32 protein-coding genes are annotated in these 26,800 nt (G+C 61.3%); 18 read left to right on the forward strand and 14 right to left on the reverse strand.

Translation table 11 applies throughout. The annotated features are described in order from the left end of the window. Positions 1-150: 150 nt before the first annotated feature. From HU731_RS13875 to pilG, 4 genes are read right to left on the reverse strand one after another with little or no spacing between them, the layout of a single operon-like run. Positions 151-2,202 carry a methyl-accepting chemotaxis protein gene (locus tag HU731_RS13875; RefSeq protein WP_186607274.1) on the reverse strand — a complete coding sequence of 684 codons (2,052 nt, stop codon included), beginning with the start codon at positions 2,200-2,202 and terminating at the stop codon, positions 151-153. Continuing rightward, positions 2,199-2,723, reverse strand: a complete 525-nt coding sequence (locus HU731_RS13880) for a chemotaxis protein CheW (protein WP_186607273.1) — start codon at positions 2,721-2,723, stop codon at positions 2,199-2,201. The genes HU731_RS13875 and HU731_RS13880 overlap by 4 nt, the downstream gene beginning before the upstream one ends. Positions 2,724-2,734: 11 nt before the next feature. Then, positions 2,735-3,100, reverse strand: coding sequence for a twitching motility response regulator PilH (pilH, locus tag HU731_RS13885; protein WP_014720320.1), 366 nt, complete (start codon positions 3,098-3,100; stop codon positions 2,735-2,737). Positions 3,101-3,146: 46 nt separating this feature from the next. Further along, positions 3,147-3,554 carry a twitching motility response regulator PilG gene (pilG, locus tag HU731_RS13890; protein ID WP_014720321.1) on the reverse strand — a complete coding sequence of 136 codons (408 nt, stop codon included), beginning with the start codon at positions 3,552-3,554 and terminating at the stop codon, positions 3,147-3,149. Between the two features lie 238 nt (positions 3,555-3,792). On the opposite strand from pilG, the gene gshB reads away from it, so the two are divergent. The 7 genes from gshB to HU731_RS13925 all read left to right on the forward strand — a co-directional run bounded on the left by gshB (position 3,793) and on the right by HU731_RS13925 (position 9,836). After that, complete coding sequence (gshB, locus tag HU731_RS13895; protein ID WP_003195061.1) at positions 3,793-4,746, forward strand: glutathione synthase; 954 nt, start codon at positions 3,793-3,795, stop codon at positions 4,744-4,746. A gap of 77 nt (positions 4,747-4,823) precedes the next feature. After that, positions 4,824-5,729, forward strand: a complete 906-nt coding sequence (locus tag HU731_RS13900; protein WP_047711988.1) for an energy transducer TonB — start codon at positions 4,824-4,826, stop codon at positions 5,727-5,729. Positions 5,730-5,877: 148 nt separating this feature from the next. Then, on the forward strand, positions 5,878-6,447 hold the full coding sequence (locus HU731_RS13905) for a YqgE/AlgH family protein (protein WP_032894725.1): 570 nt from the start codon (positions 5,878-5,880) through the stop codon (positions 6,445-6,447). Next, entirely contained in the window at positions 6,447-6,884 is a 438-nt protein-coding gene (gene ruvX, locus HU731_RS13910; protein WP_003195067.1) for a Holliday junction resolvase RuvX, read from the forward strand. The genes HU731_RS13905 and ruvX overlap by 1 nt, the downstream gene beginning before the upstream one ends. A 148-nt stretch (positions 6,885-7,032) precedes the next feature. Next, on the forward strand, positions 7,033-7,539 hold the full coding sequence (gene pyrR / locus HU731_RS13915) for a bifunctional pyr operon transcriptional regulator/uracil phosphoribosyltransferase PyrR (RefSeq protein WP_116667662.1): 507 nt from the start codon (positions 7,033-7,035) through the stop codon (positions 7,537-7,539). A 24-nt stretch (positions 7,540-7,563) separates the two neighbouring features. Continuing rightward, complete coding sequence (locus tag HU731_RS13920; RefSeq protein ID WP_014720325.1) at positions 7,564-8,568, forward strand: aspartate carbamoyltransferase catalytic subunit; 1,005 nt, start codon at positions 7,564-7,566, stop codon at positions 8,566-8,568. Then, on the forward strand, positions 8,565-9,836 hold the full coding sequence (locus HU731_RS13925) for a dihydroorotase (protein WP_034128939.1): 1,272 nt from the start codon (positions 8,565-8,567) through the stop codon (positions 9,834-9,836). The genes HU731_RS13920 and HU731_RS13925 overlap by 4 nt, the downstream gene beginning before the upstream one ends. Positions 9,837-9,955: 119 nt before the next feature. Here the strand turns inward: HU731_RS13925 and HU731_RS13930 are convergent, their stop codons facing one another. Beyond that, positions 9,956-10,384 carry an NINE protein gene (locus HU731_RS13930; protein WP_020301920.1) on the reverse strand — a complete coding sequence of 143 codons (429 nt, stop codon included), beginning with the start codon at positions 10,382-10,384 and terminating at the stop codon, positions 9,956-9,958. Positions 10,385-10,633: 249 nt separating this feature from the next. Between HU731_RS13930 and HU731_RS13935 the strand changes: the two genes are divergently transcribed. Next, complete coding sequence (locus HU731_RS13935; protein WP_032894719.1) at positions 10,634-11,272, forward strand: C40 family peptidase; 639 nt, start codon at positions 10,634-10,636, stop codon at positions 11,270-11,272. Between the two features lie 148 nt (positions 11,273-11,420). On the opposite strand, the gene HU731_RS13940 is transcribed toward HU731_RS13935, so the two are convergent. Next, on the reverse strand, positions 11,421-12,455 hold the full coding sequence (locus HU731_RS13940; RefSeq protein WP_186607272.1) for a type IV pilus twitching motility protein PilT: 1,035 nt from the start codon (positions 12,453-12,455) through the stop codon (positions 11,421-11,423). 57 nt (positions 12,456-12,512) lie between these two features. Here HU731_RS13940 and HU731_RS13945 point away from each other — a divergent pair, with 57 nt between their 5' ends. From HU731_RS13945 to HU731_RS13985, 9 genes are all read left to right on the forward strand, one after another. Next, positions 12,513-13,199 carry a YggS family pyridoxal phosphate-dependent enzyme gene (locus HU731_RS13945; protein WP_186607271.1) on the forward strand — a complete coding sequence of 229 codons (687 nt, stop codon included), beginning with the start codon at positions 12,513-12,515 and terminating at the stop codon, positions 13,197-13,199. 33 nt (positions 13,200-13,232) lie between these two features. Then, positions 13,233-14,051, forward strand: coding sequence for a pyrroline-5-carboxylate reductase (gene proC / locus HU731_RS13950; protein ID WP_069557449.1), 819 nt, complete (start codon positions 13,233-13,235; stop codon positions 14,049-14,051). A gap of 25 nt (positions 14,052-14,076) precedes the next feature. Beyond that, entirely contained in the window at positions 14,077-14,664 is a 588-nt protein-coding gene (locus HU731_RS13955; RefSeq protein WP_003195087.1) for a YggT family protein, read from the forward strand. Positions 14,665-14,860: 196 nt separating this feature from the next. Continuing rightward, positions 14,861-16,000 carry a homoserine O-succinyltransferase MetX gene (gene metX / locus HU731_RS13960; protein ID WP_044269556.1) on the forward strand — a complete coding sequence of 380 codons (1,140 nt, stop codon included), beginning with the start codon at positions 14,861-14,863 and terminating at the stop codon, positions 15,998-16,000. 7 nt (positions 16,001-16,007) lie between these two features. Beyond that, entirely contained in the window at positions 16,008-16,628 is a 621-nt protein-coding gene (gene metW, locus HU731_RS13965; protein ID WP_003195091.1) for a methionine biosynthesis protein MetW, read from the forward strand. A 21-nt stretch (positions 16,629-16,649) separates the two neighbouring features. Next, positions 16,650-17,084, forward strand: coding sequence for a DUF4426 domain-containing protein (locus tag HU731_RS13970; protein WP_032894709.1), 435 nt, complete (start codon positions 16,650-16,652; stop codon positions 17,082-17,084). Further along, positions 17,081-17,677, forward strand: coding sequence for an RdgB/HAM1 family non-canonical purine NTP pyrophosphatase (gene rdgB, locus HU731_RS13975; protein ID WP_138762066.1), 597 nt, complete (start codon positions 17,081-17,083; stop codon positions 17,675-17,677). The genes HU731_RS13970 and rdgB overlap by 4 nt, the downstream gene beginning before the upstream one ends. Continuing rightward, positions 17,674-18,876: a radical SAM family heme chaperone HemW gene (gene hemW, locus HU731_RS13980; RefSeq protein WP_225931667.1), complete on the forward strand. Its 1,203-nt coding sequence runs from the start codon at positions 17,674-17,676 to the stop codon at positions 18,874-18,876. The genes rdgB and hemW overlap by 4 nt, the downstream gene beginning before the upstream one ends. Positions 18,877-18,895: 19 nt before the next feature. Beyond that, on the forward strand, positions 18,896-19,219 hold the full coding sequence (locus HU731_RS13985) for a DUF3392 domain-containing protein (protein WP_003195099.1): 324 nt from the start codon (positions 18,896-18,898) through the stop codon (positions 19,217-19,219). Between the two features lie 114 nt (positions 19,220-19,333). On the opposite strand, the gene trmB is transcribed toward HU731_RS13985, so the two are convergent. The 4 genes from trmB to HU731_RS14005 form a co-directional block, all read right to left on the reverse strand. Further along, entirely contained in the window at positions 19,334-20,056 is a 723-nt protein-coding gene (trmB, locus tag HU731_RS13990) for a tRNA (guanosine(46)-N7)-methyltransferase TrmB (RefSeq protein WP_186607270.1), read from the reverse strand. 9 nt (positions 20,057-20,065) lie between these two features. Next, the gene (locus tag HU731_RS13995) at positions 20,066-20,860 is read right to left on the reverse strand and encodes a thiazole synthase (RefSeq protein ID WP_186607269.1); all 795 of its coding nucleotides are present in this window, start codon (positions 20,858-20,860) and stop codon (positions 20,066-20,068) included. A gap of 54 nt (positions 20,861-20,914) precedes the next feature. Continuing rightward, the gene (gene thiS / locus HU731_RS14000) at positions 20,915-21,115 is read right to left on the reverse strand and encodes a sulfur carrier protein ThiS (protein ID WP_032878918.1); all 201 of its coding nucleotides are present in this window, start codon (positions 21,113-21,115) and stop codon (positions 20,915-20,917) included. A gap of 79 nt (positions 21,116-21,194) precedes the next feature. Then, positions 21,195-21,569 carry a DUF423 domain-containing protein gene (locus tag HU731_RS14005; protein WP_186607268.1) on the reverse strand — a complete coding sequence of 125 codons (375 nt, stop codon included), beginning with the start codon at positions 21,567-21,569 and terminating at the stop codon, positions 21,195-21,197. 75 nt (positions 21,570-21,644) lie between these two features. Between HU731_RS14005 and mtgA the strand changes: the two genes are divergently transcribed. Continuing rightward, positions 21,645-22,367: a monofunctional biosynthetic peptidoglycan transglycosylase gene (gene mtgA / locus HU731_RS14010; RefSeq protein WP_186607267.1), complete on the forward strand. Its 723-nt coding sequence runs from the start codon at positions 21,645-21,647 to the stop codon at positions 22,365-22,367. A 188-nt stretch (positions 22,368-22,555) separates the two neighbouring features. On the opposite strand, the gene rpoH is transcribed toward mtgA, so the two are convergent. From rpoH to ftsY, 4 genes are all read right to left on the reverse strand, one after another. Beyond that, positions 22,556-23,410, reverse strand: coding sequence for an RNA polymerase sigma factor RpoH (gene rpoH / locus HU731_RS14015; protein WP_003176698.1), 855 nt, complete (start codon positions 23,408-23,410; stop codon positions 22,556-22,558). A gap of 130 nt (positions 23,411-23,540) precedes the next feature. Further along, positions 23,541-24,563, reverse strand: coding sequence for a permease-like cell division protein FtsX (gene ftsX, locus HU731_RS14020; RefSeq protein WP_054897584.1), 1,023 nt, complete (start codon positions 24,561-24,563; stop codon positions 23,541-23,543). Next, positions 24,560-25,231 (reverse strand): cell division ATP-binding protein FtsE, encoded by a 672-nt coding sequence (ftsE, locus tag HU731_RS14025; RefSeq protein WP_003195112.1) that lies wholly within the window; start codon positions 25,229-25,231, stop codon positions 24,560-24,562. The genes ftsX and ftsE overlap by 4 nt, the downstream gene beginning before the upstream one ends. Further along, complete coding sequence (gene ftsY / locus HU731_RS14030) at positions 25,228-26,634, reverse strand: signal recognition particle-docking protein FtsY (protein WP_186607266.1); 1,407 nt, start codon at positions 26,632-26,634, stop codon at positions 25,228-25,230. The genes ftsE and ftsY overlap by 4 nt, the downstream gene beginning before the upstream one ends. Between the last annotated feature and the right edge of the window lie 166 nt (positions 26,635-26,800).

Consider the following 26,800-nt stretch of genomic DNA (forward strand, 5'->3'; position numbering starts at 1 on the left):
TTGCTGGTATCGCACAAACAATGGAGATCCAGTGTGGGAGCTGGCTTGCCTGCGATAGCGGTGGGTCAGCACTATATCTGTATCTGACAGACCGCTATCGCAGGCAAGCCAGCTCCCACAGTTGGACTGTGGTGTTGTTCAGGTCGCATTTCAATCGTCCACCTGCTTGGGCGGCGGCAAGGTGAAACCCGACACCGACCTGCGCAACTGGCTGGCCATCTTCGCCAGGTTACCAATGCTTTCGGCGGTGGCGGTGGAACCCGACGAAGTCTGCGTGGTGATCTGCTGGATCACGTTCATGGTCAGGGAAATCTGCCCCGCCGATGAGGTCTGTTGCTGCGCCGCGTTGTAAATACTCTGGATCAGCGCCGCCAGGGTTTTGGACACGCCTTCGATCTCTTCCAGCGCCACCCCGGCGTCCTGGGCCAGGCGCGCGCCGCGTACCACTTCGGTGGTGGTCTGCTCCATGGAGATCACCGCTTCGTTGGTGTCGGCCTGGATGGTGCGTACCAGGGTTTCGATCTGCCGGGTGGCCGCCGAGGAGCGTTCGGCCAGCCGTTGCACTTCATCGGCCACCACCGCAAAGCCGCGCCCGGCGTCACCGGCCATGCTCGCCTGGATCGCGGCGTTGAGGGCGAGGATGTTGGTCTGGTCGGCGATGTCGTCGATCAGGCTGATGATGTCGCCAATTTCCTGGGACGACTCGCCAAGGCGCTTGATGCGCTTGGCGGTGTCCTGGATCTGCTCACGAATGTTGTCCATGCCGTGGATGGTGTTGTGCACCACCTCGTTGCCTTTGTTGGCGATCTCCACCGAACGCTCGGCCACCGCCGAGGATTCGGCCGCGTTGGCCGATACCTGGTCGATGGACTGCGCCATCTGGTTGATGGCGGTAGACGCTTCGGCAATCTGCTGGGCCTGATGCTCCGACGCCTGGGCCAGGTGCATGGCGGTGGCCTGGGTGTCCTGCACCGCGCCCGCGACCTGCCCGGCGGTGAGGTTGATGGTGGCGACCAGGTCACGCAGTTGGTCCACCGAATAGTTGATGGAGTCTGCGATGGTGCCGGTAAAGTCTTCGGTGACCGAGGCGGTGACGGTGAGATCGCCGTCGGCCAGGTCTTCGATTTCATCCAGCAGGCGCATGATCGCGTTCTGGTTGCGCTCGTTCTTCTGCGCGGTTTCATGCAGTTGGCGGTTGGTCTCGTGCACCATGACCAGGCCGATCAGGATGATCGAGGCCAATGCCAGCAAGCCCAGCACGTAACCGCCGATGGTGTCTAAACTGCGCCCGCTGGCGAGGTTTTCAAAACCGGTGGCCAGGTGTGAGGCTTCATCAAGCAGGGTTTGCGACAGGTTGAAAATATTGCTCGCCGAGGCGCGCACCTGGAACAACTGCGGCGAAGTCTCGAGAATTTCATCCACGGAGCCGGAGACAAACTCGAACAGCTCGGCGATGTCCGCCAGCCGCGCCCGGGCGTCCGGGTCTTCGACCTGGGTGATACGCAGCCCCGGGTTGCCGTTGAGCATGCCATTGAGCACCACGCCAAAACGGTTGGCATCGCGGCCGAAGGCATCGGCGGCCTGCACCGCGGTTTCATCCCCCGCCAGCACGGTGTTGACCGCCCCCAGGATACGTTCGGCCAGCAGCGACTGGCGTTGGGCCAAGGCCACCTGGCTGGCCGGGGCGCCGCGTTGCAGCAGGCTATCCACGACTTTTTCCGACTCGATCTGCAGTTGCGGCACGGTTTCGGCCAGGGTCGCCGCCACTTGGTGCAACGACAATACGGTCTGCTCGCTGGCCAGGATGGCGTCGGTGTTTTTCAGCAGCGCTTCCCAGTCGGTCTGCACTGCCCGCATTTCGGCGCGTACCGCATTGGGCGCTGCCGGCAAACCGGTTTGCGGATCACCTTTTTTCAGGTAGCCCCAGCGCTGGGCAAAATCGTTGCGCGCATCGCCCAGCAGCTTGAACGCCGCCGCTTTCCCGGCGGCAGCCTCGGTGGCGTTCTTGGCAATGCGCTGGGACAGCACGCGCAGCTCACCGGCATGGCCAATGTACTGTTTATCGTAGGTGGACTGGGTGTTGAGGTACGCGAAGTTGGCGAACAGCAACATGATGAACACGATCAGGGCGATAAACAGCACGATGATCTGCGAACGGCTGCGCGAAGCGGCCTGGGGTTTGGGCGTGGTAGCGGTGCTCATGCGGCAACATCCATGAAGCCAGGGGCCTGGGCCAGGGCGAAGGGGCTGAAGACTTGCCACTGCGGGTCGCCGTCGAACTGGCCCTGAATAAACGGCGCGCTCGAGGCGGCGCTCGCCACCCAGGCGTCCAATGGGAAATGCTGCATGCCTACCACCTCATCTACCAGCAGCCCGACAAACAGGTCGTTGAACTCCACCACCAGCACCCGCCGTTGCTTGCGCGCCCTGGACAACTCAAGGCCCAGGAAACCGCTCAGGTCCATCACTGGCAGCAAGCGCCCGCGCAGGTTGGCCACGCCCTTGACCCAGGGCTTTACCCCCGGCATCAAGGTGCAACGCGGCTCATGCAACACCTCGGCGACTTCGCCCATGGGCGCCACGTAGGCATTTGGCCCTACGCGGAAGGCGATGCCGCTCCAGCGTTGCAGGCGCGTTTCCTGGGACGGCAGGTCCGCGGCCAGCAAGCGGCAGCGGCGGTCGATGTCCAGCAGCAGCTCGAAGGCGGTTTGCGACTCGGTCATGATCGCAAGCCTTAGCCGGCCAGCACCTTGTTCAGGGTGGCAATCAGGGTTTCTTCATCCACCGGTTTGGTCAGGTAGTCTTTGGCGCCCTGGCGTGCGCCCCAGATCTTGTCGGTTTCCTGGTCTTTGGTGGTGATGATGATGATCGGGATACCGTTGGTTTCCGGCTCCTTGGACAACTGGCGCGTGGCCTGGAAGCCATTGAGGCCGGGCATCACGATATCCATCAGTACCGCGTCGGGCTTTTCCTGGCGGGCCAGGGCCACGCCGTCCGCGCCGTTTTCGGCTTTGAGCACCTGGTGGCCATGCTTTTCCAGCATGCCGGTGAGTTTGTACATTTCAGTCGGCGAATCGTCGACGATCAGAACACGTGCCATGGTTTTCCCCGCTACATTGGTCGGCGCCGGCCCTCGTGAGGCGGCGTCAGTGTGCTTGTTCTACTGCGGCGAACCCAGGCACATAGGCCTTGATCGCCCCCAGCAGTTCTTCCTTGCTGAAAGGCTTGGTCAAAAACTGATCGACACCCACGATGCGCCCCTTGGCCTTGTCGAACAGGCCGTCCTTGGAGGACAGCATGATCACCGGGATCGATTTGAACGCCGGGTTGTTCTTCACCAGGGCGCAGGTCTGGTAGCCATCCAGGCGCGGCATCATGATGTCGACAAAGATAATGTGCGGGTGATGATCGACAATACGGGCCAGGGCGTCGAAACCGTCGATCGCCGTGATGACCTCGCACCCCATGTTCTTCAACAGCGTCTCGGCGGTGCGGCGGATCGTTTTCGAATCGTCGATCACCATCACCTTCAAGGCGTTGGAATGCTGTTCCATATCTGCTCTACCATCGCCACAGCGAATCGGTTTTCGGTGTGTACTGCCTGATGTTGCACAGGATGAACGCCGCAAGCCTTGGAATACAAGGGCTGCTGCGCCGTGCCAGCCTTTTTAGCACAGTCTCCTGGCGCAATCTATCGAGGCACCCGCCCAGTGGTTTTTCCTTGACCCACAACAGCCGCAGCGCCACTCTGACGCCACTTTTATGCGCCCTAATTTGCTAGAGGAAATCCCCATGAGCGTTCGCGTCGGCATTGTCATGGACCCTATCGCCAGCATTTCCTATAAAAAGGACAGTTCGCTGGCCATGCTCCTGGCCGCCCAGGCCCGCGGCTGGACCTTGTTCTATATGGAGCAGCGCGACCTTTACCAGGGTGACGGCGAGGCCCGCGCACGCATGCGCCCGCTGCAGGTGTTCGCCAACCCCGAGAAGTGGTTCGAGCTTTCGGATGAAATCGACAGCCCCCTGAGCGACCTCGACGTGATCCTGATGCGCAAGGACCCGCCGTTCGACATGGAGTTTGTGTACTCCACCTACCTGCTGGAGCAGGCAGAACGGGCTGGCGTGTTGATCGTCAACAAGCCGCAAAGCCTGCGCGACTGCAATGAAAAGTTGTTCGCCACCCTGTTCCCGCAGTGCACGCCACCGACCGTGGTCAGCCGCCGCGCCGATGTACTGCGTGAATTCGCCGCCAAGCATGGCGATGTGATCCTCAAGCCGCTGGACGGCATGGGCGGCACCTCGATCTTCCGTCACCGTGCCGGCGACCCGAACCTGTCGGTGATCCTCGAAACCCTGACCGCCTTGGGCACCCAGCAGATCATGGGCCAGGCCTACCTGCCGGCGATCAAGGACGGTGACAAGCGCATCCTGATGATCGACGGCGAGCCGGTGGATTATTGCCTGGCGCGCATCCCGGCAGCCGGCGAGACCCGTGGCAACCTGGCCGCCGGTGGTCGCGGTGAAGCGCGGCCGTTGTCGGACAAGGACCGCTGGATCGCCGCTCAAGTCGGCCCGACCCTGCGGGAAAAAGGCCTGCTGTTTGTCGGACTCGACGTAATTGGTGAGAACCTCACTGAAATCAACGTCACCAGCCCGACCTGTATTCGCGAGATCGACAATGCATTTGGCACGAACATCGGCGAAATGCTGATGGCCGCCATTGAGCGCAAGCTAAAAGCCAAGTGACATAGAACAGCCGGACACACACCAACATTGCGTTATCATGCGCCACCTGTGAAACGCGCGATGTTGGTTTTCTTGTCATGACACTCCCGTCCGATCTGCCCCCCGAATTCACCCATAGCGGCGTGCGCCCGGCTGATCGTCTCGGTTTTACCCTGTTTCTCGCTGCGCTGATTCACCTCGCCCTGCTCCTGGGCGTGGGGTTCACCCTGGTCGAACCCAAGCAGATCACCAAGACCCTGGAAATCACCCTCGCCACGTTCAAGAGCGAAAAGAAGCCCGAAAAGGCTGACTTTCTCGCCCAGGACAACCAGCAGGGCAGCGGCACCCTCGACAAGAAAGCCGTACCCAAGACCACCGAAGTGGCGCCCTTCCACGACAACCAGGTCAAGAAGGTCACCCCGCCGCCGGCGCCCAAGCCCGAGGTCAAGCAGGCCGCGCCCAAGGCCGCAGTGACCACCGTCGCGCCCAAGCCGCAAAAAGCCCCGACCCAGCGCGAAAAGGCCAAGACCGAGCCCAAGCCCGAACCGGTGAAACCTGCGCCGACGTTCGACAGTTCGACGTTGTCCGACGAAATTTCCAGCCTGGAAGCCGAACTGGCCCATGAACAACAGCTGTATGCCAAGCGCCCGCGCATCTACCGCCTGAACGCCGCCTCAACCATGCGCGACAAAGGCGCCTGGTATAAGGACGAGTGGCGCAAGAAGGTCGAACGCATTGGCAACCTCAACTACCCGGACGAGGCGCGGCGCCAGCAGATTTATGGCAATTTGCGCTTACTGGTGTCGATCAACCGTGACGGCTCGCTATATGAAGTGCAGGTGCTGGAGTCCTCCGGCCAACCGCTGCTGGACCAGGCCGCGCAACGCATCGTACGGCTGGCCGCGCCCTTTGCGCCGTTCAGCGGCGACTTGAACGACGTGGACCGCCTGGAAATCATCCGCACCTGGCGGTTCGCCAAGGGCGACCGGTTGTCCAGTAACTGATGCTGTCGCCTTGTAGGAGCGATCTTGCTCGCGAAAAACGCCAGGCCGACGCGCTCATTCAGAATGCACGCGTAATCGTTGACGATCTTCGCGAGCAAGCTCGCTCCTACACTTGTCAGTTCGCCCCTCCAACGCCACACTAGCGGACATGAAAAACGTCAGCCCGACTTACCTCAAGCACCAATTCCTGATCGCCATGCCCCATATGGCCGACCCGAACTTTGCGCAGACCTTGACCTACATCGTCGAGCACACGGCCAATGGTGCCATGGGGTTGGTGGTCAACCGCCCGCAGGAGCTGAACCTGGCCGATATCCTTGAGCAACTGCGCCCGGAAATCGACCCGCCGGCAAGCTGCCAGCACGTGCCGATCTACATCGGCGGGCCAGTGCAGACCGATCGCGGTTTTGTATTGCACCCCACCGGGCCGAAGTACCAGGCCACGGTAGACCTTGAAGGCGTGTCACTGTCCACGTCCCAGGACGTGCTGTTCGCCATCGCCGACGGCGTCGGCCCTGAGCAAAGTGTGATCACCCTGGGCTACGCCGGTTGGGAAGCCGGGCAGCTGGAGGCCGAACTGGCCAGCAATGCCTGGCTGACCTGCCCGTTCGACGCTGACATCCTGTTCAACACCGCCAGCGAACTGCGCCTGGAAGCGGCCGCGGCCAAGCTGCGGGTCAACCTCAGCCTGCTGACCAGCCAGGCGGGACACGCCTGATGGCTTTGCGTCTGATCCTCGGTTTTGACTACGGCACCAAACAGATCGGCGTCGCGGTTGGCCAGGTCATCACCGGCCAGGCCCGCGAGCTGTGCACCCTCAAGGCCCAGAACGGCGTGCCGGACTGGAACCAGGTCGAAGCGCTCATCAAAGAATGGAAGCCTGACGCGGTGGTGGTCGGCCTGCCCCTGAACATGGATGGCACCCCCAGTGACATGTGCCTGCGCGCCGAGAAGTTCGCGCGCCGCCTCAATGGCCGCTACAACCTGCCCTTCTATACCCACGACGAACGCCTCACCACCTTTGAAGCCAAGGGTGAGCGCCGTGACCGTGGCGGGCAAAAAGGCAGCTATCGCGACAACCCGGTGGACGCCATCGCCGCCGCCTTGCTGTTGCAGGGCTGGCTGGATGAAAACACCGCTTTATTTGAATCCTGACTGACGCGGCTTGCTGCTATGCCGTTTTTGTAGGAGCGAGCTTGCTCGCGAAGAACTCACAGGCACCGCGCACTTCCAGGTTTTCACGCGTTATCGTTGACGTTTTTCGCGAGCAAGCTCGCTCCTACACACTTAACAAGGAGCCACCATGAGCTTGCCGAACCCTGCCGAACTGATCAGCCAGATGGCGATACGCCTCAAGGCGCACCTGGAACACCGTGCCATCAGCGAACCGCGTTTTATCGGCATACGCACCGGTGGCGTGTGGGTGGCCCAGGCATTGCTGGAAGAGCTGGGTAGTGATTCGCCCCTGGGCACCCTGGACGTGTCTTTCTACCGCGACGATTTCAGCCAGAACGGCCTGCACCCACAAGTGCGCCCTTCGGCCCTGCCTTTCGAGATCGAAGGCCAGCACCTGGTACTGATCGACGACGTGCTGATGAGCGGCCGCACCATCCGCGCCGCCCTGAACGAGTTGTTCGACTATGGCCGCCCGGCCAGCGTGACCCTGGTGTGCCTGCTGGACCTGGATGCCGGCGAGCTGCCGATCAGCCCGGACGTGGTGGGCGCGACCCTGTCACTTGCACCCCAGCAGCGGGTAAAATTGTCCGGTCCCACGCCGCTCGAACTCGAACTGCAAGACCTTGCCCTTTAAACCGCCTTGTACAGAGTCCCCGCGATGACGCCTCTAGATGCCAAGCGCCCGCTGCAGCTCAATGCTCAGGGCCAGTTGCAACACTTCTTGTCCCTCGACGGTTTGCCCCGCGAACTGCTCACCGAAATTCTCGACACTGCCGACTCGTTCCTGGAAGTCGGTGGCCGGGCGGTGAAGAAAGTCCCGCTGCTGCGCGGTAAAACCATCTGCAACGTGTTCTTCGAGAACTCCACCCGCACCCGCACCACCTTTGAACTGGCGGCCCAGCGGCTGTCGGCCGATGTGATCACGCTGAACGTGTCCACCTCGTCGGCAAGCAAGGGCGAAACCCTGCTCGACACCCTGCGCAACCTGGAAGCCATGGCGGCCGACATGTTCGTGGTACGCCACGGCGACTCCGGCGCTGCGCATTTCATCGCCGAGCATGTGTGCCCGAACGTGGCAATCATCAATGGCGGCGACGGCCGCCACGCGCACCCGACCCAGGGCATGCTCGACATGCTCACCATTCGTCGGCACAAAGGCAGCTTTGAAAACCTCTCGGTGGCCATCGTCGGCGACATCCTGCATTCGCGGGTAGCACGTTCGAACATGCTGGCCCTCAAGGCCCTGGGTTGCCCGGATATTCGCGTGATCGCGCCCAAGACCTTGCTGCCCATCGGCATCGAACAGTATGGCGTGAAGGTCTACACCGACATGGCCGAGGGCCTCAAGGATGTGGACGTGGTGATCATGCTGCGCCTGCAACGCGAGCGCATGGCCGGTGGCTTGTTGCCCAGCGAAGGTGAGTTCTACCGCCTGTTCGGCCTGACCACCGCACGCCTGGCCAAGGCCAAGCCGGATGCCATCGTGATGCACCCGGGGCCGATCAACCGCGGCGTGGAAATCGAGTCGGCGGTGGCCGACGGTCCGCAGTCGGTGATTCTCAACCAAGTGACCTACGGCATCGCCGTGCGCATGGCCGTGCTGTCCATGGCCATGAGCGGGCAAACCGCGCAACGTCAATTCGAGCAGGAGCAGGCCCAGTGAAGCTCAGCATTCTCGGCGCCCGAGTCATCGACCCGGCCAGTGGCCTGGACCAAGTTACCGATCTACACCTGGACGCCGGCAAGATCGTCGCCATCGGCGCCGCGCCCGCAGGCTTCAACGCCGGCCAGAGCATCGACGCCAAGGGCCTGGTGGCCGCGCCTGGGCTGGTGGACTTGAATGTGGCCCTGCGCGAGCCGGGCTACAGCCGCAAAGGCAACATCGCCAGTGAAACCCAAGCCGCCGCAGCCGGTGGCGTGACCAGCCTGTGCTGCCCGCCCAATACCAAGCCGGTGCTGGACACGTCGGCCGTGACCGAGCTGATCCTGGACCGCGCCCGCGAAGCCGGCAATTGCAAAGTGTTTCCCATTGGCGCCTTGAGCAAGGGCCTGGATGGCGAACAACTCGCCGAACTGATCGCCCTGCGTGACGCCGGTTGCGTGGCCTTCGGCAATGGCCTGGAAAGCTTTCGCAGCACGCGCACCTTGTGCCGCGCCCTGGAATACGCGGCCACGTTCGACTTGACGGTGATCTTCCATTCCCAGGACCGCGACCTGGCCGAAGGTGGCCTGGCCCATGAAGGCGCAGTGGCCAGCTTCCTCGGCCTGCCGGGCATTCCGGAAACCGCAGAAACCGTGGCCCTCGCCCGTGACCTGTTGCTGGTGGAACAAAGCGGCGTGCGTGCGCATTTCAGCCAGTTGACCAGCGCCCGGGGCGTGGCCCTGATCGCCCAGGCCCAGGCCCGTGGCTTGCGGGTAACTGCGGACGTCGCCCTGTACCAACTGATCCTGACGGATGAGGCGCTGATCGACTTCTCCAGCCTGTACCACGTACAGCCCCCGCTGCGCACCAAGGCTGACCGTGATGGTTTGCGTGCGGCGGTGAAGTCGGGTGTGGTGTCGGCGATTTCCAGCCATCACCAACCTCACGAGCGAGACGCCAAGCTGGCACCGTTTGGCGCGACCGAGCCGGGCATCAGCAGTGTGGAGTTGTTGCTGCCATTGGCGATGACGCTGGTCGAAGACGGCTTGCTGGACCTGCCGACACTGCTGGCACGCCTGAGCGCCGGCCCGGCCGAGGCCCTGCGTTTGCCGGCAGGCCAGTTGGCGGTGGGCTCACCGGCGGACCTGGTGCTGTTCGACCTGGCAAGCTCGACGGTGGCCGGGGAGCGCTGGTTGTCCAAGGGCGAAAACTGCCCGTTCATCGGCCACAGCCTGCCGGCGACGGTGCGGTACACCTTGATGGATGGGCGGATCAGCTACCAGGCTTGATGCGGCCAAAACTGTAGGAGCGAGCTTGCTCGCGAAAAACGTATAGGCGACGAAGGCTATCTGTTAGCACTACGTCATCGTTGACGTTCTTCGCGAGCAAGCTCGCTCCTACAGGTTATTCAGCGGCCGCTATTGCGCTCGGCATTGCGGATCGAAATCTGCGTGTTCAACGTCCAGAAGTCATACAGCACCCCAATCAGGAACAAACCGCCGGTCAGCAGGTAGATCAGGCCGGTGATCCATTTGCCCTGATACATACGGTGCACACCGAACACCCCCAGGAACGCCAACAGAATCCAGGCCACGTTGTATTCGATGGGCCCAGCGGTAAACCGCAGGTCGGCTTCACGGTCCATGGCCGGGATCAGGAACAAGTCGATCAGCCAGCCAATACCCAGCAAGCCGAACGTGAAAAACCAGATCGTACCGGTCACCGGCTTGCCGTAATAAAAGCGATGAGCCCCGGTGAATCCGAAAATCCACAGCAGGTAACCAATTGCCTTACTGTGGGTATCGTGCTGCTGACCAACCTGTTGATAGGTGTTCATGAAGGACCTCTTTTGCTTCGATAGATAAATTTTTTCATTTTCTTTGTGACTTTTTTACGGGCGCCCGACGTACGGTAAATGGTATCTTCCTGCCCTCAAAGCCTTGTACCGCCTGCCTTGTGTAGGACAATTGCGGCGAATCGTCGCGTTTTTCCTGAATTTGACCCCAAGGTTCAGTCGACAAACGGCCTGAGAACAGCACAAAAAGCTGTTATAAAGTTGCGCGCAAACCCATAAGAGCCACGCCTAATGCGACCATTTTTCAAGACATGGCTAACCATTTGCCTATTAATGCCACTGGCCGCCCACGCCACCAATCGTGAGCAACGACTTCCGAACGTTAACGGTTTCACCCCTAAAGTCCATAGCACGCCCAGCACTGCCAAATCGGCAAAGCCGACCGTCAGCCGCCCGACTCAACTGAGCAAGGCCAACGGCAAAGCGCTTTCCACCCAACTGGCCGTGAACACCAAGCAAAGCAGCAACGTCTTGAGCCGTGCCGTCAACGTGCTCGGTACACCTTATCGTTGGGGCGGCAGCAGCCCAAGTAAAGGGTTCGACTGCAGCGGGCTGGTGAAATATGCATTTAACGATGTAAAAGCGGTGGACCTGCCACGCACCTCCAACGCCATGGCGGCCGGCCATGGGTTGAAGGTAGACCGCAAGGACCTGAAACCCGGCGACCTGTTGTTCTTCAAGCTCAAGAGCCGCCAGGTCAACCACGTTGCCATCTACCTGGGCAACGACCGCTTTATCCACGCACCGCGCCGTGGCAAGTCGGTAAGCATCGACACGCTGAAAAAGCCGTTCTGGAACAAGAACTACGTGATTGCCAAGCGGGTACTGCCTAAAGAGCAGAACAGCAACCTGCGGATCGTGCAGCGCTAAGCCAGGCGCCACTGAAGCTCCCCATTTGAAATGCAATCAAATGTGGGAGCTGGCTTGCCTGCGATGACGGGAGGTCAGTTGGCAGAGAGAGTGCCTGACAGTCCGCTGTCGCAGGCAAGCCAGCTCCCACATTGCGTGTCTGTGCGTTTTAGATATCTGCCGGCACCCTCGCCTTCTCCCGCGCCTCTTCCCGGCTAATCACTCCCGCGCCGACCAACGCCTTCAAACTCATATCCAGAGTCTTCATCCCCAACGCCCCACCGGTCTGAATAGCCGAAACCATCTGCGCCACCTTGTCTTCGCGAATCAAGTTACGAATCGCCGGGGTGCCCAGCATGATTTCATGGGCGGCCACGCGCCCACCGCCCACCTTCTTCACCAGCACCTGAGGGACCACCGCCTGCAACGACTCCGACAGCATCGAGCGGACCATGGCCTTTTCCCCGGCCGGGAAGACGTCTACCAGCCGGTCCACCGTCTTTACCGCCGACGAGGTGTGCAAGGTGCCAAACACCAGGTGCCCGGTCTCTGCCGCCGTCAGCGCCAGGCGGATGGTTTCCAGATCGCGCAATTCACCTACCAGGATCACATCCGGGTCTTCGCGCAGGGCTGAACGCAGGGCCACCGAAAAACTGTGGGTGTCGCGATGCACCTGGCGCTGGTTGACCAGGGCCATTTTCGGCCTGTGGATAAACTCGATGGGGTCTTCCAGCGTGAGGATATGCTGGCGCCGATGCCGGTTGAGGTCGTCGATCATCGCCGCCAGGGTCGTGGATTTGCCGGAGCCGGTAGGCCCGGTCACCAGCACCAGGCCGCGAGGAAGGCGGGCGATTCGCTGGAACACCTCGCCCAACCCCAACGCTTCCAGGCTCTGGACCTCAGTCGCAATAGCCCGGAACACCGCACCCACGCCGCGATCCTGGCGGAACACGTTCGCCCGGAAGCGGGCCACACCCGGCAACTCGAAGGCAAAATCCGTTTCAAGAGATGTTTCGAAATCCTTTTGTTGATGTTTATTCAGCAACGGGCTCAATAAGTCGACCACTTGGGTAGCGTTCAGCGCCGGCCCCTCCAGGGGCCAAACCTCGCCATCAATGCGCAGCATCGGTGCCAGGCCGGCTGACAGATGCAGGTCTGAGGCGCCTCGGCTTACGCTGGCCGTCAGCAATTGCGTGATATCCATAGGGCTTTCCATTTCCAGTAGAATGCCGCGGACTCCATATCCACGGGCGCATCTTGAATGTCGACGATAGCAGACAACATCGGCCAGGTTAGCCAGCGCATCCGCGCCGCAGCCGACGCCGTGCAACGTGACGCAAGCAGCATCCACCTGCTGGCCGTGAGCAAGACCAAACCCGCGCAGGCAGTGCGCGAAGCCTATGCCGCCGGGCTGCGCGACTTTGGTGAAAACTACCTGCAGGAAGCCCTGGGCAAACAGGCAGATTTAACCGACCTGCCCTTGAGTTGGCACTTCATCGGCCCCATTCAATCGAACAAGACTCGCGCCATCGCCGAGCACTTCGCTTGGGTGCATTCCGTGGACCGCCTGAAAATCGCACAACGCCTGTCCGAACAACGCCCGGCCGACCTGCCGCCGCTCAATATCTGCATCCAGGTCAATGTCAGTGGCGAAGCCAGCAAATCCGGCTGCACACCCGCCGACCTGCCGGCCCTGGCCACGGCGATCAGCGCCCTGCCGCGCTTGAAGCTGCGGGGCTTGATGGCGATTCCCGAGCCGACTGAAGACCGGGCCGAGCAGGATGCGGCGTTTGCCACGGTGCGTGACTTGCAAGCCAGCTTGAACCTGGCGCTGGACACACTTTCCATGGGCATGAGCCACGACCTTGAGTCGGCCATTGCCCAAGGCGCCACCTGGGTGCGGATCGGTACTGCCCTGTTTGGCGCCCGCGACTACGGCCAGCCGTGAAATGGCTGACATCCCTCGAAATAAGGACCTGTCATGAGCAACACGCGTATAGCCTTTATCGGCGCCGGTAACATGGCGGCCAGCCTGATCGGTGGCCTACGGGCCAAGGGCCTGGACGCCGAGCAGATCCGCGCCAGCGACCCCGGTGCCGAGACCCGCGAGCGCGTCAGCGCCGAACACGGCATAAAAACCTTTGCCGATAACGCCGAGGCCATCCACGGCGTCGATGTGATCGTGCTGGCGGTCAAGCCTCAGGCCATGAAGGCCGTGTGCGAGAGCCTGCGCCCGAGCCTGCAACCCCATCAACTGGTGGTGTCGATTGCCGCTGGCATCACCTGCGCCAGCATGACCAACTGGCTCGGCGCCCAGCCCATTGTGCGCTGCATGCCCAACACCCCGGCGCTGCTGCGCCAGGGCGTCAGCGGTTTGTATGCCACTGGCGAAGTGACCGAACAGCAACGTGACCAGGCCCAGGAACTGCTGTCTGCGGTGGGCATCGCTGTGTGGCTGGAGCAGGAACAGCAACTGGATGCGGTCACCGCCGTCTCCGGCAGCGGCCCGGCCTACTTCTTCCTGTTGATCGAGGCCATGACGGCCGCCGGCGTCAAGCTGGGCCTGCCCCACGACGTGGCCGAGCAACTGGCCGAACAAACCGCCCTTGGCGCTGCGAAGATGGCAGTCGGCAGCGAGGTGGATGCCGCCGAACTGCGCCGTCGCGTCACCTCGCCAGGTGGCACCACACAAGCGGCTATCGAGTCGTTCCAGGCCGGGGGCTTTGAAGCCCTGGTGGAAACAGCACTGGGTGCCGCCGCACATCGTTCAGCCGAGATGGCTGAGCAACTGGGCAAATAGTCGTCCCTTACCAAGGTAATCAAACATGCTCGGAATCAATGACGCTGCCATTTTCATCATCCAGACCCTGGGCAGCCTGTACCTGCTGATCGTGCTGATGCGCTTTATCCTGCAACTGGTGCGCGCGAACTTCTACAACCCGCTGTGCCAGTTCGTGGTGAAGGCCACCCAACCGCTGCTCAAGCCGCTGCGCCGGGTGATCCCGAGCCTGTTCGGCCTGGACATGTCGTCGCTGGTGCTGGCGCTGTTGCTGCAGATTTTGCTGTTCGTGGTGATCCTGATGCTCAATGGCTACCAGGCCTTCACCGTGCTGCTGTTGCCATGGGGCCTGATCGGGATTTTCTCGCTGTTCCTGAAGATCATTTTCTGGTCGATGATCATCAGCGTGATCCTGTCCTGGGTCGCACCGGGCAGCCGTAGCCCGGGTGCCGAGTTGGTGGCTCAAATCACCGAACCCGTGCTGGCACCCTTCCGTCGCCTGATCCCGAACCTGGGTGGCCTGGATATCTCGCCGATCTTCGCGTTTATCGTGATTCAGCTGCTGCAAAGCTGGGTGATTCCACGCCTGGCCTACTTTGCCTACATGCCAAAAGAGTTGTTTGGCCTGATCTGACCTGTAGGAGCGAGCTTGCTCGCGAAGAACGTGAACGATAACGCGAGAAACCTGAAACCCAACTGCGTTCTCAGGTTTTTCGCGAGCAAGCTCGCTCCTACACAAAGCAATGCGCTTACCCCCCCCCCCGACCTTTGCTTGCCGCTAGGGTCCCCGCTCTTTAGACTTACGCCTCATTTAAACGAGAGCAGGGTCGATGCCAGCTGCCTTCCCCCCCGATTCTGTTGGACTGGTCGTGCCACAAGTGGCGCATTTCAGCGAACCCCTGGCCCTGGCCTGCGGCCGTTCGTTGCCAGCCTACGACCTGATCTACGAAACCTATGGCCAACTGAACGCCACGGCGAGCAACGCCGTGCTGATCTGCCATGCCTTGTCCGGCCATCATCACGCCGCCGGTTTCCATAGCGTTGACGACCGCAAGCCCGGCTGGTGGGACAGTTGCATCGGCCCTGGCAAGCCCATCGACACCCATAAGTTCTTTGTGGTCAGCCTGAACAACCTCGGCGGCTGCAACGGCTCCACCGGCCCCAGCAGCCTCAACCCGGAAACCGGCAAACCATTCGGCGCCGACTTCCCGGTGCTGACCGTGGAAGACTGGGTGCACAGCCAGGCACGCCTGGCCGACCTGCTGGGCATCAGCCAGTGGGCCGCCGTGATTGGCGGCAGCCTGGGCGGCATGCAGGCCCTGCAATGGACCATCACTTACCCAGACCGCGTGCGTCATTGCCTGGCTATCGCCTCGGCGCCCAAGTTGTCGGCGCAGAACATCGCCTTCAACGAAGTGGCGCGCCAGGCGATCCTCACCGACCCCGAGTTCCACGGCGGTTCGTTCCAGGAAGCGGGCGTGATCCCCAAGCGTGGCTTGATGCTGGCGCGGATGGTCGGCCACATCACCTACCTGTCCGACGATTCCATGGGCGAGAAATTCGGCCGTGGCCTCAAGAGCGAGAAGCTCAACTACGACTTCCACAGCGTCGAGTTCCAGGTGGAAAGCTACCTGCGTTACCAGGGCGAGGAATTCTCGGGGCGCTTTGACGCCAACACCTACCTGCTGATGACCAAGGCTCTGGACTACTTCGACCCCGCCGCCAACCACGATGACGACCTGGCAAAAACCTTCGAGCACGCCACGGCCAAGTTCTGCGTGATGTCGTTCACCACCGACTGGCGCTTTTCGCCGGCACGCTCCCGTGAGCTGGTGGATGCCCTGATGGCCGCCAAGAAAGACGTCTGCTACCTGGAGATCGATGCACCGCAAGGCCACGACGCCTTCCTGATTCCGATCCCACGCTACCTGCAGGCGTTCAGTAACTACATGAACCGCATTACTTTGTGAGAACGCCATGAGAGCCGACCTGGAAATCATCCAAGACTGGATCCCCGCCGGCAGCCGCGTGCTCGACCTGGGCTGCGGCGACGGCGAACTGCTGAGCTGGCTGCGCGATCACAAGCAAGTCACCGGCTACGGCCTGGAAAACGACCCGGACAACATCGCCCAGTGCGTGGCCAAGGGCATCAACGTGATCGAGCAGGACCTGGACAAGGGGCTGGGCAACTTTGCCAGCAACAGCTTCGATATCGTGGTGATGACCCAAGCCCTGCAAGCGGTGCACTACCCGGACCGCATCCTCGACGAAATGCTGCGCGTGGGCCGCCAATGCATCATCACCTTCCCCAACTTTGGCCACTGGCGCTGCCGTTGGTACCTGGCCACCAAGGGGCGCATGCCGGTCTCCGACTTCCTGCCGTACACTTGGTACAACACGCCGAACATCCACTTCTGCACCTTCGAAGACTTCGAAGCCCTGTGTGGCGAGCGTGAAGCCAAGGTGATCAACCGCCTTGCCGTCGATCAACAGCACCGCCACGGCTGGGCGAGTAAGCTATGGCCCAACCTGTTGGGCGAAATTGGTATTTACCGGGTCAGCAGTCCTGGCCTGACCGACCACAAAGTTGCCGTCTAATCATCTTCAAGAGGGACGTTCATGAGTCGTTTGGCTATTTTTCTATTGACCGCATGCCTGGGCGCCAGCGCCATGGCCGCCGACACTATCGACGCTAATCGCAAAAAAGACTTCGGCGATATCACCGTTCATTACAACACCTTCACTTCAAGCTTCCTGCCACCCGAGACCGCCCAGAAAGTCGGCGTGGTGCGCAGCAAGGAGAAGGGGTTGATCAACGTCACCGTGATCAAGGGCGTAAGCCCAGTGGCCGCGCAAGTCACCGGTACCATCAAGGACCTGGGTGGCAAGAGCGAGATCCTGACGTTCAAGCAGATCGAAGAGAAAGGCGGCATCAGCTACCTCGCGCCTTACACCGTGACGCAACGGGAATACAAGACCTTCACCATCAATGTTGAAACCGGCGGCAAGGCCCACGGCTTCCAATTCAACCAAGAACTGTTCCCGGCCCAATGATGAACCTTACCCAACTCGTACTCGCCAGCCACAACGCCGGCAAACTCAAAGAACTGCAGGCCATGCTCGGCGAGTCTGTGCACCTGCGTTCGATTGGCGAGTTCAGCCAGGTCGAACCGGAAGAGACCGGCCTGTCGTTCGTCGAGAATGCCATCCTCAAGGCCCGCAATGCCGCACGTATCTCCGGCTTGCCGGCCCTGGCGGATGATTCGGGCCTGGCCGTGGATTTCCTCGGCGGCGCCCCTGGCATCTACTCGGCCCGTTACGCCGACGGCAAGGGCGACGCGGCCAACAACGCCAAGCTGCTCGACGCCCTCAAGGACGTGCCGCAGGCCGAGCGTGGTGCGCAGTTCGTCTGCGTGCTGGCCCTGGTGCGGCACGCCGATGACCCGTTGCCGATCCTGTGTGAAGGCCTGTGGCACGGGCGCATTCTGCAAGCCGCCAGCGGTGAGCATGGGTTTGGCTATGACCCGCTGTTCTGGGTGCCGGAGCGCAATGTGTCCAGCGCCGAACTGAGCCCGGCCGACAAGAACCAGATCAGCCACCGCGCCCGCGCCATGGCATTACTGCGCCAGCGCCTGGGTTTGAAATGACCCAGAACACCTCTGCGCAGCCGCTGATTCACGGTGGCGCGCAAACACCACGGGCGGCCCTGCCCCATCTGCCGCCCCTGGCGCTGTACATCCACATTCCGTGGTGCGTGCGCAAATGCCCGTATTGCGACTTCAACTCCCATACCGCGAGCAAAGTGCTGCCGGAAGAAGAGTATGTGGACGCCTTGCTGGCCGACCTGGACCAAGACCTGCACGCCGTGTATGGCAGGGAGCTGAGCTCGATCTTCTTTGGCGGCGGCACGCCCAGCCTGTTCAGCGCCGCCGCGCTGGGGCGCTTGCTCAAGGGCGTTGAAGCGCGCATCCCGTTTGCCGACGATATCGAGATCACTCTGGAAGCAAACCCCGGGACGTTCGAACAAGAGAAGTTCGTGGCGTACCGCAAGCTGGGGATCAATCGCCTGTCCATCGGCATCCAGAGCTTCCAGCAAGAGAAGCTTGAAGCCCTGGGCCGCATCCACAATGGCGATGAAGCCGTGCGCGCCGCAGGCATGGCGCGCCAGGCCGGGTTCGACAACTTCAACCTGGACTTGATGCACGGCTTGCCCAACCAGTCCCTGGACGACGCCCTAGGTGACCTGCGCCAGGCCATTGCACTCAAGCCCACGCACCTGTCCTGGTACCAACTGACCCTGGAACCCAACACCGTGTTCTGGAACCAGCCACCCGCGCTGCCGGAAGACGACACGCTGTGGGATATCCAGGAAGCCGGCCAGGCACTGCTCGCCGAACACGGTTACGCACAATATGAAGTCTCGGCCTACGCCCAACCGGGGCGGCCGGCGCGGCATAACCTCAATTACTGGAGCTTTGGCGACTTTATCGGCATCGGCGCCGGCGCCCACGGCAAGCTCAGCCACCCGGACGGGCGCATCGTGCGCACCTGGAAAACCCGTGCTCCGAAGGACTACCTCAACCCGGCCAAAAGCTTCCAGGCCGGCGCGAAAGAACTGACCAACGATGAACTGCCGTTCGAGTTCCTGATGAACGCGCTGCGCCTCACCGAAGGGGTTGATGCCAAGCTCTACGCCGAGCGCACCGGCCTTGATCTGGCGAGCCTCGATGAAGGCCGCCGCGAGGCAGAACAAAGTGGATTAATGCAGGTCGAACCGTCACGCCTGGCGGCCACCGACCGTGGGCAACTCTTTCTCAATGACCTGTTGCAGAAGTTTTTGAGCTGATAGCTCTTAAGGAAATCGAATGGATCTGGTACTCGACCTGCTCGCCACCGTATCCCGCTGGAGCCGTAGCAACCTGTCGGAAATCTCGTTGGCCCTTGTGGGCTGTTTGCTGGTGCTGTTTGGCGCCGACATCAAGGGCTGGGTCGAAGCGCGCCTGGGCAGCATCGCCGGCGCCTTGCGCGTGCCCTTGATGGCCCTGCTGTGCCTGATCGGCAGCGGCGCGGCGTTGATCTACGCCACGCCGTGGATTGTGCGGGGGTTGAGCCAGTTCAATAACTACAGCCTGGCACCGGTGTTGATCGTGGTGCTGGTGTTGATTGGCGTTGTTGCAGACCGCCGCTGACCCCAACCCCCTGTAGGAGCGAGCTTGCTCGCGAAGAATCCATAGGCGACGCAGGCTATCTGATAACGCTGCGTTACCGTTGACGTTTTTCGCGAGCAAGCTCGCTCCTACAGTTTATTGCTTCTCGAACTTCAAATCCCACACCCCATGCCCCAACCGCTCGCCACGGCGTTCGAACTTGGTGATCGGCCGCTCGGCCGGGCGTGGTACGCATTTGCCGTCTTCGGCCAGGTTGCGGTAGCCGGGGGCGACGTTCATCACTTCCAGCATGTATTGCGCATACGGTTCCCAGTCGGTGGCCATGTGCAGGATGCCGCCCACTTTCAGCTTGCTGCGCACCAGCTCCGCGAAGGAGGCCTGGACGATGCGGCGCTTGTGGTGACGGGCCTTGTGCCATGGGTCGGGGAAGAACAGCATCAGGCGGTCGAGGCTGTTGTCGGCGATGCAGCGGTTGAGCACTTCAATCGCGTCGCAGTCGTAGACCCGCAGGTTTTTCAGGCCTTGGGTCAGCACACCGTTAAGCAGTGCGCCAACGCCGGGGCGGTGGACTTCCACACCGATGAAATCCTGCTCGGGCGCGGCTGCGGCCATTTCCAGCAGGGAATGGCCCATGCCGAAACCGATTTCCAGGGAGCGCGGGGCCGAACGGCCAAACACTTGGTCGTAGTCCACCGGCGCATCGGCCAGGGGCAACACGAACAGCGGCGTACCTTGCTCCAGGCCCTTTTGTTGGCCTTCGGTCATGCGACCGGCGCGCATCACAAAACTCTTGATGCGGCGGTGCTTGGACTCGTCGCCCTCTTCCACGGTGTTCGGCGTTTCGTTTGATTCAGTCATCAATAGCTCTTACTTGATCAGACCATCCAGCGGCGAAGAGGCGCTGGCATAGAGTTTTTTCGGCATGCGCCCGGCGAGGTAGGCCAGGCGGCCCGCGACGATGGCGTGGTTCATGGCTTGGGCCATCATGATTGGTTGCTGGGCATGGGCAATGGCCGAGTTCATCAGTACGGCGTCGCAGCCCAGCTCCATGGCGATGGTCGCGTCGGAGGCTGTGCCCACGCCCGCATCCACCAGTACCGGGATCTTGGCTTCTTCGAGGATGATCTGCAGGTTGTACGGATTGCAGATACCCAGGCCGGAACCGATCAGACCGGCCAGCGGCATCACCGCGATGCAGCCGATTTCTGCCAGTTGGCGCGCGATGATCGGGTCATCACTGGTGTAGACCATCACGTCGAAGCCTTCCTTGACCAGGGTTTCGGCGGCCTTGAGGGTTTCGATCACATTGGGAAACAGGGTTTTCTGGTCGGCCAGCACTTCCAGCTTCACCAGGTTGTGGCCGTCGAGCAGCTCACGGGCCAGGCGGCAGGTGCGCACGGCTTCGATGGCGTCGAAGCAGCCAGCGGTGTTTGGCAGAAAGGTGTAGCGCTGCGGCGACAGCACTTCGAGCAGGTTCGGCTCGCCCTCGATCTGGCCGAGGTTGGTGCGGCGCACGGCAAAGGTGACGATCTCGGCACCCGAGGCTTCGATGGCCAGGCGGGTTTCTTCCATGTCGCGGTACTTGCCGGTGCCGACCAGCAGACGGGACTGGTAGGTACGACCGGCCAGGACGAAAGGCTTGTCGCTACGAACGATGCTCATGGGAAATCCTCTGGTTGGATGAGGTTCTGCAGAATGCGTTGCGGCCGTGGCGGGCTAGCCGCCGCCGATGGCGTGGACCACTTCGACCTGGTCGTTTTCTTTCAGCGAGGTCTCGGCGTGCTGGCTACGCGGGACGATATCCAGGTTGAGCTCCACTGCAACGCGACGCCCGGTCAGGTCCAGACGGGTCAGCAGGGCCGCAACGGTTTCACCGTCGGGCAGTTCAAAGGGTTCGCCGTTCAACTGAATGCGCATGCCACGGGCCGCCATCGTTTTTAGGGGCCCGCATTCTAGCGCGATTGGAACCTGAAGGTCAGCTCCAAGCGTCAAGCGGTCAAAACTGCAAGCGCCACGCCGCCAGGCCCAGGAAGAACCAGCCAAGCAGGAACGCCAGCCCGCCAAACGGCGTGATGATCCCCAGTTTACTGATGCCGGTCATCGTCAGCACATACAGGCTGCCCGAGAACAGCAGGATACCGACGGTAAACGAAATACCCGCCCAGGTGACCAACCGGCCCGGAATATGCGCCGCCAGCAAGGCCACGCCGAACAATGCCAGGGCATGCACCAACTGGTAGGTCACGCCGGTATGGAAGATCGCCAGGTAGTCGGCGCTCAGGCGGTTTTTCAGGCCGTGGGCGGCGAACGCGCCCAGCGCAACGCCGGTAAAGCCGAAAAAGGCAGCCAGCATCAGAAAGCTACGCAGCATGGGGGAACTCCAGTCAGACTCATCGGGCAGGGTCTGTATAATGGCCCGCTCAACGGGTTCGGCCAAGCCATCTCTATGCTGCGTGTCCTCTTCAAACGCTTTCTCAACGTCGTGAAATGGTTTGCCATCGGCAGTGTGTTGCTGGTACTGCTGTTTCGTGTGGTGCCGCCACCGTTCACTGCGCTGATGGTGGAGCGCAAGGTCGAGTCCTGGATAGATGGCGAACCCATTGACCTGCAACGCAGCTGGGTACCGTGGGATGAAATCTCCGATGACCTCAAAGTCGCGGTGATGGCCGGAGAAGACCAGCGCTTCCCGCAACATTGGGGTTTTGATTTCGGCGCGATCCAGGCGGCGATTCTGCACAACGAACGCGGCGGCTCCATTCGCGGTGCCAGCACCCTGAGCCAGCAGGTGTCGAAAAACCTGTTTCTGTGGGCCGGACGCAGCTATTTGCGTAAAGGCCTGGAGGCTTGGTTTACCGGCTTGATTGAGGTGTTGTGGCCCAAGCAGCGGATTCTTGAGGTGTACCTCAACAGCGTGGAATGGGATGAAGGTGTGTTTGGCGCAGAGGCGGCGGCGCGGCACCATTTTGGCGTGAGTGCCAAGGGCCTTTCGCGGCAGCAGGCCAGTTACCTGGCGGCGGTGTTGCCTAATCCACGGGTGTGGAGTGCCAGCCATCCGACGGCCTATGTGGCACGCAGAGCGGCGTGGATTCGTCAGCAGATGAGCCAGCTAGGTGGGGATGGTTACCTGGTGGAGCTGAACACTACCCGCAAAGCCCCCTGGTCCGACTGACACAATACCGGATCTGTGGGAGCTGGCTTGCCTGCGATGAGGGCAGGTCAGCCAACTTATCTGCAAACTGACACACCGCTATCGCAGGCAAGCCAGCTCCCACAGTGGACTGTGGTGGATTTGAAATTTACGAACACATACAAAAATGCCCCGATCTTTCGACCGGGGCATTTTTTGTTCACAGCGCTTTACGCAGCGATCGACAACTTCAGTTTGTTCATCGCGCTTTTCTCAAGCTGACGAATCCGCTCGGCCGACACGTTGTACTTCTGCGCCAGGTCGTGCAGCGTGGCTTTCTCCTCGGCCAGCCAGCGCTGGTAGAGGATGTCACGGCTGCGGTCGTCCAGCACTTCCAGCGCTTCGTGCAGGTTGTGGTTGGAGTTGTCGCTCCAGTCGGCGTCTTCCAGTTGACGCGCCGGGTCGTACCGGTGGTCTTCCAGGTAGTTGGCCGGCGATTGGAAGGCGCTGTCGTCATCCGCTTCGGCGGCTGGGTCGAAGGCCATGTCATGGCCGGTCAGGCGGCTTTCCATCTCGCGCACTTCACGCGGCTCCACGCCGAGGCTTTCGGCCACGCGGTGGACTTCTTCGTTGTTCAGCCACGCCAGGCGTTTTTTCTGGCTGCGCAGGTTGAAGAACAGCTTGCGCTGGGCCTTGGTGGTGGCCACTTTCACGATGCGCCAGTTGCGCAGGATGAACTCGTGGATTTCCGCCTTGATCCAGTGCACGGCAAACGACACCAGGCGCACGCCCATTTCAGGGTTGAAACGCTTCACAGCCTTCATCAGGCCGACGTTGCCTTCCTGAATCAGGTCGGCCTGGGCCAGACCGTAGCCGCTATAGCTACGGGCGATATGTACGACAAAACGCAGGTGGGCGAGCACCATCTGCCGAGCCGCCCCCAAATCCTGCTCATAGTAGAGACTCTCGGCCAGTTCACGCTCCTGCTCGGGCGTCAGCAATGGAATGCTGTTGACCGTGTGCACATAGGCTTCCAGGTTCGCACCCGGGACCAAGGCATAAGCAGGTTGCAAAGAAGTGGTCATACGAAAAAACCTCCGACTCACATAACTCGTGCAGTTCAGCACTGCGAAAATTGACCTGGGAACCGTAGGACAAGTTCCCTAAACCGCTGATACGGTCAATACAAACGAAACCAGATTAATCTGGCATTAACTACTTCGGCGCCAGCTCACGTAAATGCCGTGCCACCGCAATCCACGCACCGATATACCCCAACAACACCGCGCCAAGCAAGAGACTCAGACCATCGGCTACCGGCACACCGGCCAAGGCGAAATCACTGCCGTAGAGCCCGGCCAAGCCGACAACCGCGTCGTTCAACCAATCCAGGCCAAACGCCAGTACGCCCCAGGACAAGATCCCCGCACCCAGGCCATACAGCGCGCCCATGTACAGGAAAGGCCGGCGCACATAGCTGTCTGTGCCGCCCACCAGTTTAATCACTTCTATCTCGGTGCGACGGTTTTCAATATGAAGACGAATGGTATTACCTATCACCAAAAGTAATGCAGATACTAATAACACCGTCAGGCCGAACACAAAGCGGTCACCCAGCTTGAGAATCGCGGCCAGGCGCTCTACCCAGACTAGATCAAGTTGCGCCTGTTGCACCTTCGGCATCTCTGCGAGTTTTTGTCGCAGGGCTTCCAGCGCCGGCTTGTCGACCTCGTTCGGCGTTACCAGCACCACGCCCGGCAGCGGGTTCTGCGGCAGCTCCTTGAGCGCCTCGCCCAGGCCCGATTGCTGCTGGAACTCCTCAAGGGCCTGGTCGCGGCTGATGTACTCGGCCTCGGCCACCCCCGGGATGTTCTTGATGTCATCGCGCAGCGCTTCGCCTTCCTTGCTGCTGGTGTCCAGGTTCAGGTACAGCGAAATCTGCGCCGCCCGCTGCCAGGAACCGCCCAGGCGCTCCACATTATTAAGCAACAGCGACAAGCCCATCGGCAGGCTCAAGGCCACCGCCATGACCAGGCAGGTGAAAAAGCTGCCGATCGGTTGCTTGCCCAGGCGACGCAGGCTGTCCAGCAGGCTGGCGCGATGGCTTTCGATCCAGGCGTGCACCAGGGTGCCGAAGTCCGGGCCGTCGTCGTCGTCGTGTTTTTTCTTTTTCGGTTGCGGGTCGGCCGGCTTCGGAGCCACCCGTTCGGATACTTTAGGGCTGCGTGTAGCACTCATACGCCAGCCTCCCCATCGCCGATCAGGCGGCCGCGTTGCAGGGTCAGCATGCGATGGCGCATGCGCGCAATCAGGGCCAGGTCGTGGCTGGCGATCAAGACGCTGGTGCCCAGGCGGTTGATGTCTTCGAACACCCCCATGATCTCGGCCGCCAGGCGCGGGTCGAGGTTACCGGTGGGTTCGTCGGCCAGCAGCAAAGCCGGGCGATGGACGATGGCGCGGGCGATACCGACACGCTGTTGCTGGCCGGTGGACAGGTCGCCGGGGAAGAGGTCGGTCTTGTCCGACAAGGCCACGCGTTCCAGGGCCGAATCCACGCGTTTGACGATCTCGGCCTTGGACAGCCCGAGGATCTGCAACGGCAGGGCCACGTTGTTGAACACCGTGCGGTCGAACAGCAATTGGTGGTTCTGGAACACCACGCCGATCTGGCGGCGCAGGAATGGAATTTGCGCATTGCTGATAGTGGCCAGGTCCTGGCCCGCCAGCAGCAACTTGCCGGTGGTCGGGCGTTCCATGGCCAGCAGCAGGCGCAACAGCGTACTTTTGCCCGCGCCCGAATGGCCGGTGACAAACAAGAATTCGCCGCGACGCACTCGAAAGCTCAGCTCATGCAAGCCCACATGCCCGTTGGCATAGCGTTTACCGACCTGTTCGAATCGAATCATGAACGCTCCCGCTCGGCAAACAGTGCCTGTACAAAGGGTTCGGCTTCAAAGGTGCGCAGGTCGTCGATACCTTCACCGACGCCGATATAACGAATCGGCAACCCGAACTGTTTGGCCAGGGCGAAAATCACACCGCCCTTGGCCGTGCCGTCGAGCTTAGTCAATGCCAGGCCGGTCAGCTGCACCGTCTGGTTGAATTGCTTGGCCTGGCTGATGGCGTTCTGGCCGGTACCGGCGTCGAGCACCAGCAGGACTTCATGGGGCGCATCGGCGTCGAGCTTGCCGATCACGCGGCGCACTTTCTTCAGCTCTTCCATCAAGTTGTCTTTGGTATGCAGGCGGCCGGCTGTATCGGCGATCAGCACATCAATGTTGCGCGCCTTGGCGGCTTGCACGGCATCGAAGATCACCGACGCAGAGTCGGCACCCGTGTGCTGGGCGATCACCGGGATCTTGTTGCGCTCGCCCCACACCTGCAACTGCTCGACGGCTGCGGCACGGAAGGTGTCACCGGCGGCGAGCATGACTTTCTTGCCCTCACCCTGCAGCTTCTTGGCCAGTTTGCCGATGGTGGTGGTCTTGCCAGCGCCGTTTACGCCTACCACGAGGATGACGAACGGCTTTTTCGGCGTGATCACCAGCGGCGCTTCAACCGGTTTGAGCATGGCGGCCAGCTCGGCCTGCAGGGATTTGTACAGCGCATCGGCGTCGGTCAACTGCTTGCGCGCGACCTTCTGCGTCAGGCTCTGGATGATCACGGCGGTGGCTTCAACGCCCACGTCGGCGGTGAGCAGGCGGGTCTCGATGTCTTCCAGCAGTTCGTCATCAATGACTTTCTTGCCCAGGAACAGGCTGGCCATGCCTTCGCCAATACTGGCGCTGGTCTTGCTCAGGCCCTGCTTGAGGCGGGCAAAGAATCCGGTTTTGCTGGTTTCGGTGGTGGCAACGGCAGGCTCTGGCTCGACGACGGCAGGTGCGGCAACAACCGGTGCAGGCACTTCAACGACGGGCGGTATTTCAGCCACAACCTCTACCGGCACCGGCTCGACCACTGCAGGAATCGGCGGCACGACGTGCTCGGCCTGAACATCCTCAACCAACGCCACGGGCTCTTCGGCCACGGGCAGCTCCAACCAGGGCTTGTGCTCGGGCTCAGGTTCAGGCGCAGGTTCCGGCTCGGCCTCGACGACCGGCTGCAACACCGGCTCAGCCATCGGCAACACCACCGGAACTGGCGTCTCGGCAACCGGTTCGGCTTCTATTACGGGTTCAGGGGTCGGTTCAGCGTGAACCTGTGGCTGTTCGACGACGGTTTCCTGCGGCTTTTTGCGCAGCCATCCGAACAGGCCTTTCTTCTCGCCAGCCGCAGCTGGGGTCTTCTTGTCGTCGTTGGAACCAAACATGGAGACGGCTATCTCAAGGTAGCGACGCGCCACAGGGCGCGTCGGTAAATAAAATTCGATGCGTAACAGACTGTTTTTTAGCCAGCTCGTTCATGCGCAACATTTTGTAAGGCCTAAATAGGGCCTTAACAAGACAGCCACAGTGGCCGTCCCTAGGTCGGATCAG

This window comes from Pseudomonas salmasensis, from assembly GCF_014268375.2.
Classification (GTDB): domain Bacteria; phylum Pseudomonadota; class Gammaproteobacteria; order Pseudomonadales; family Pseudomonadaceae; genus Aquipseudomonas; species Aquipseudomonas salmasensis.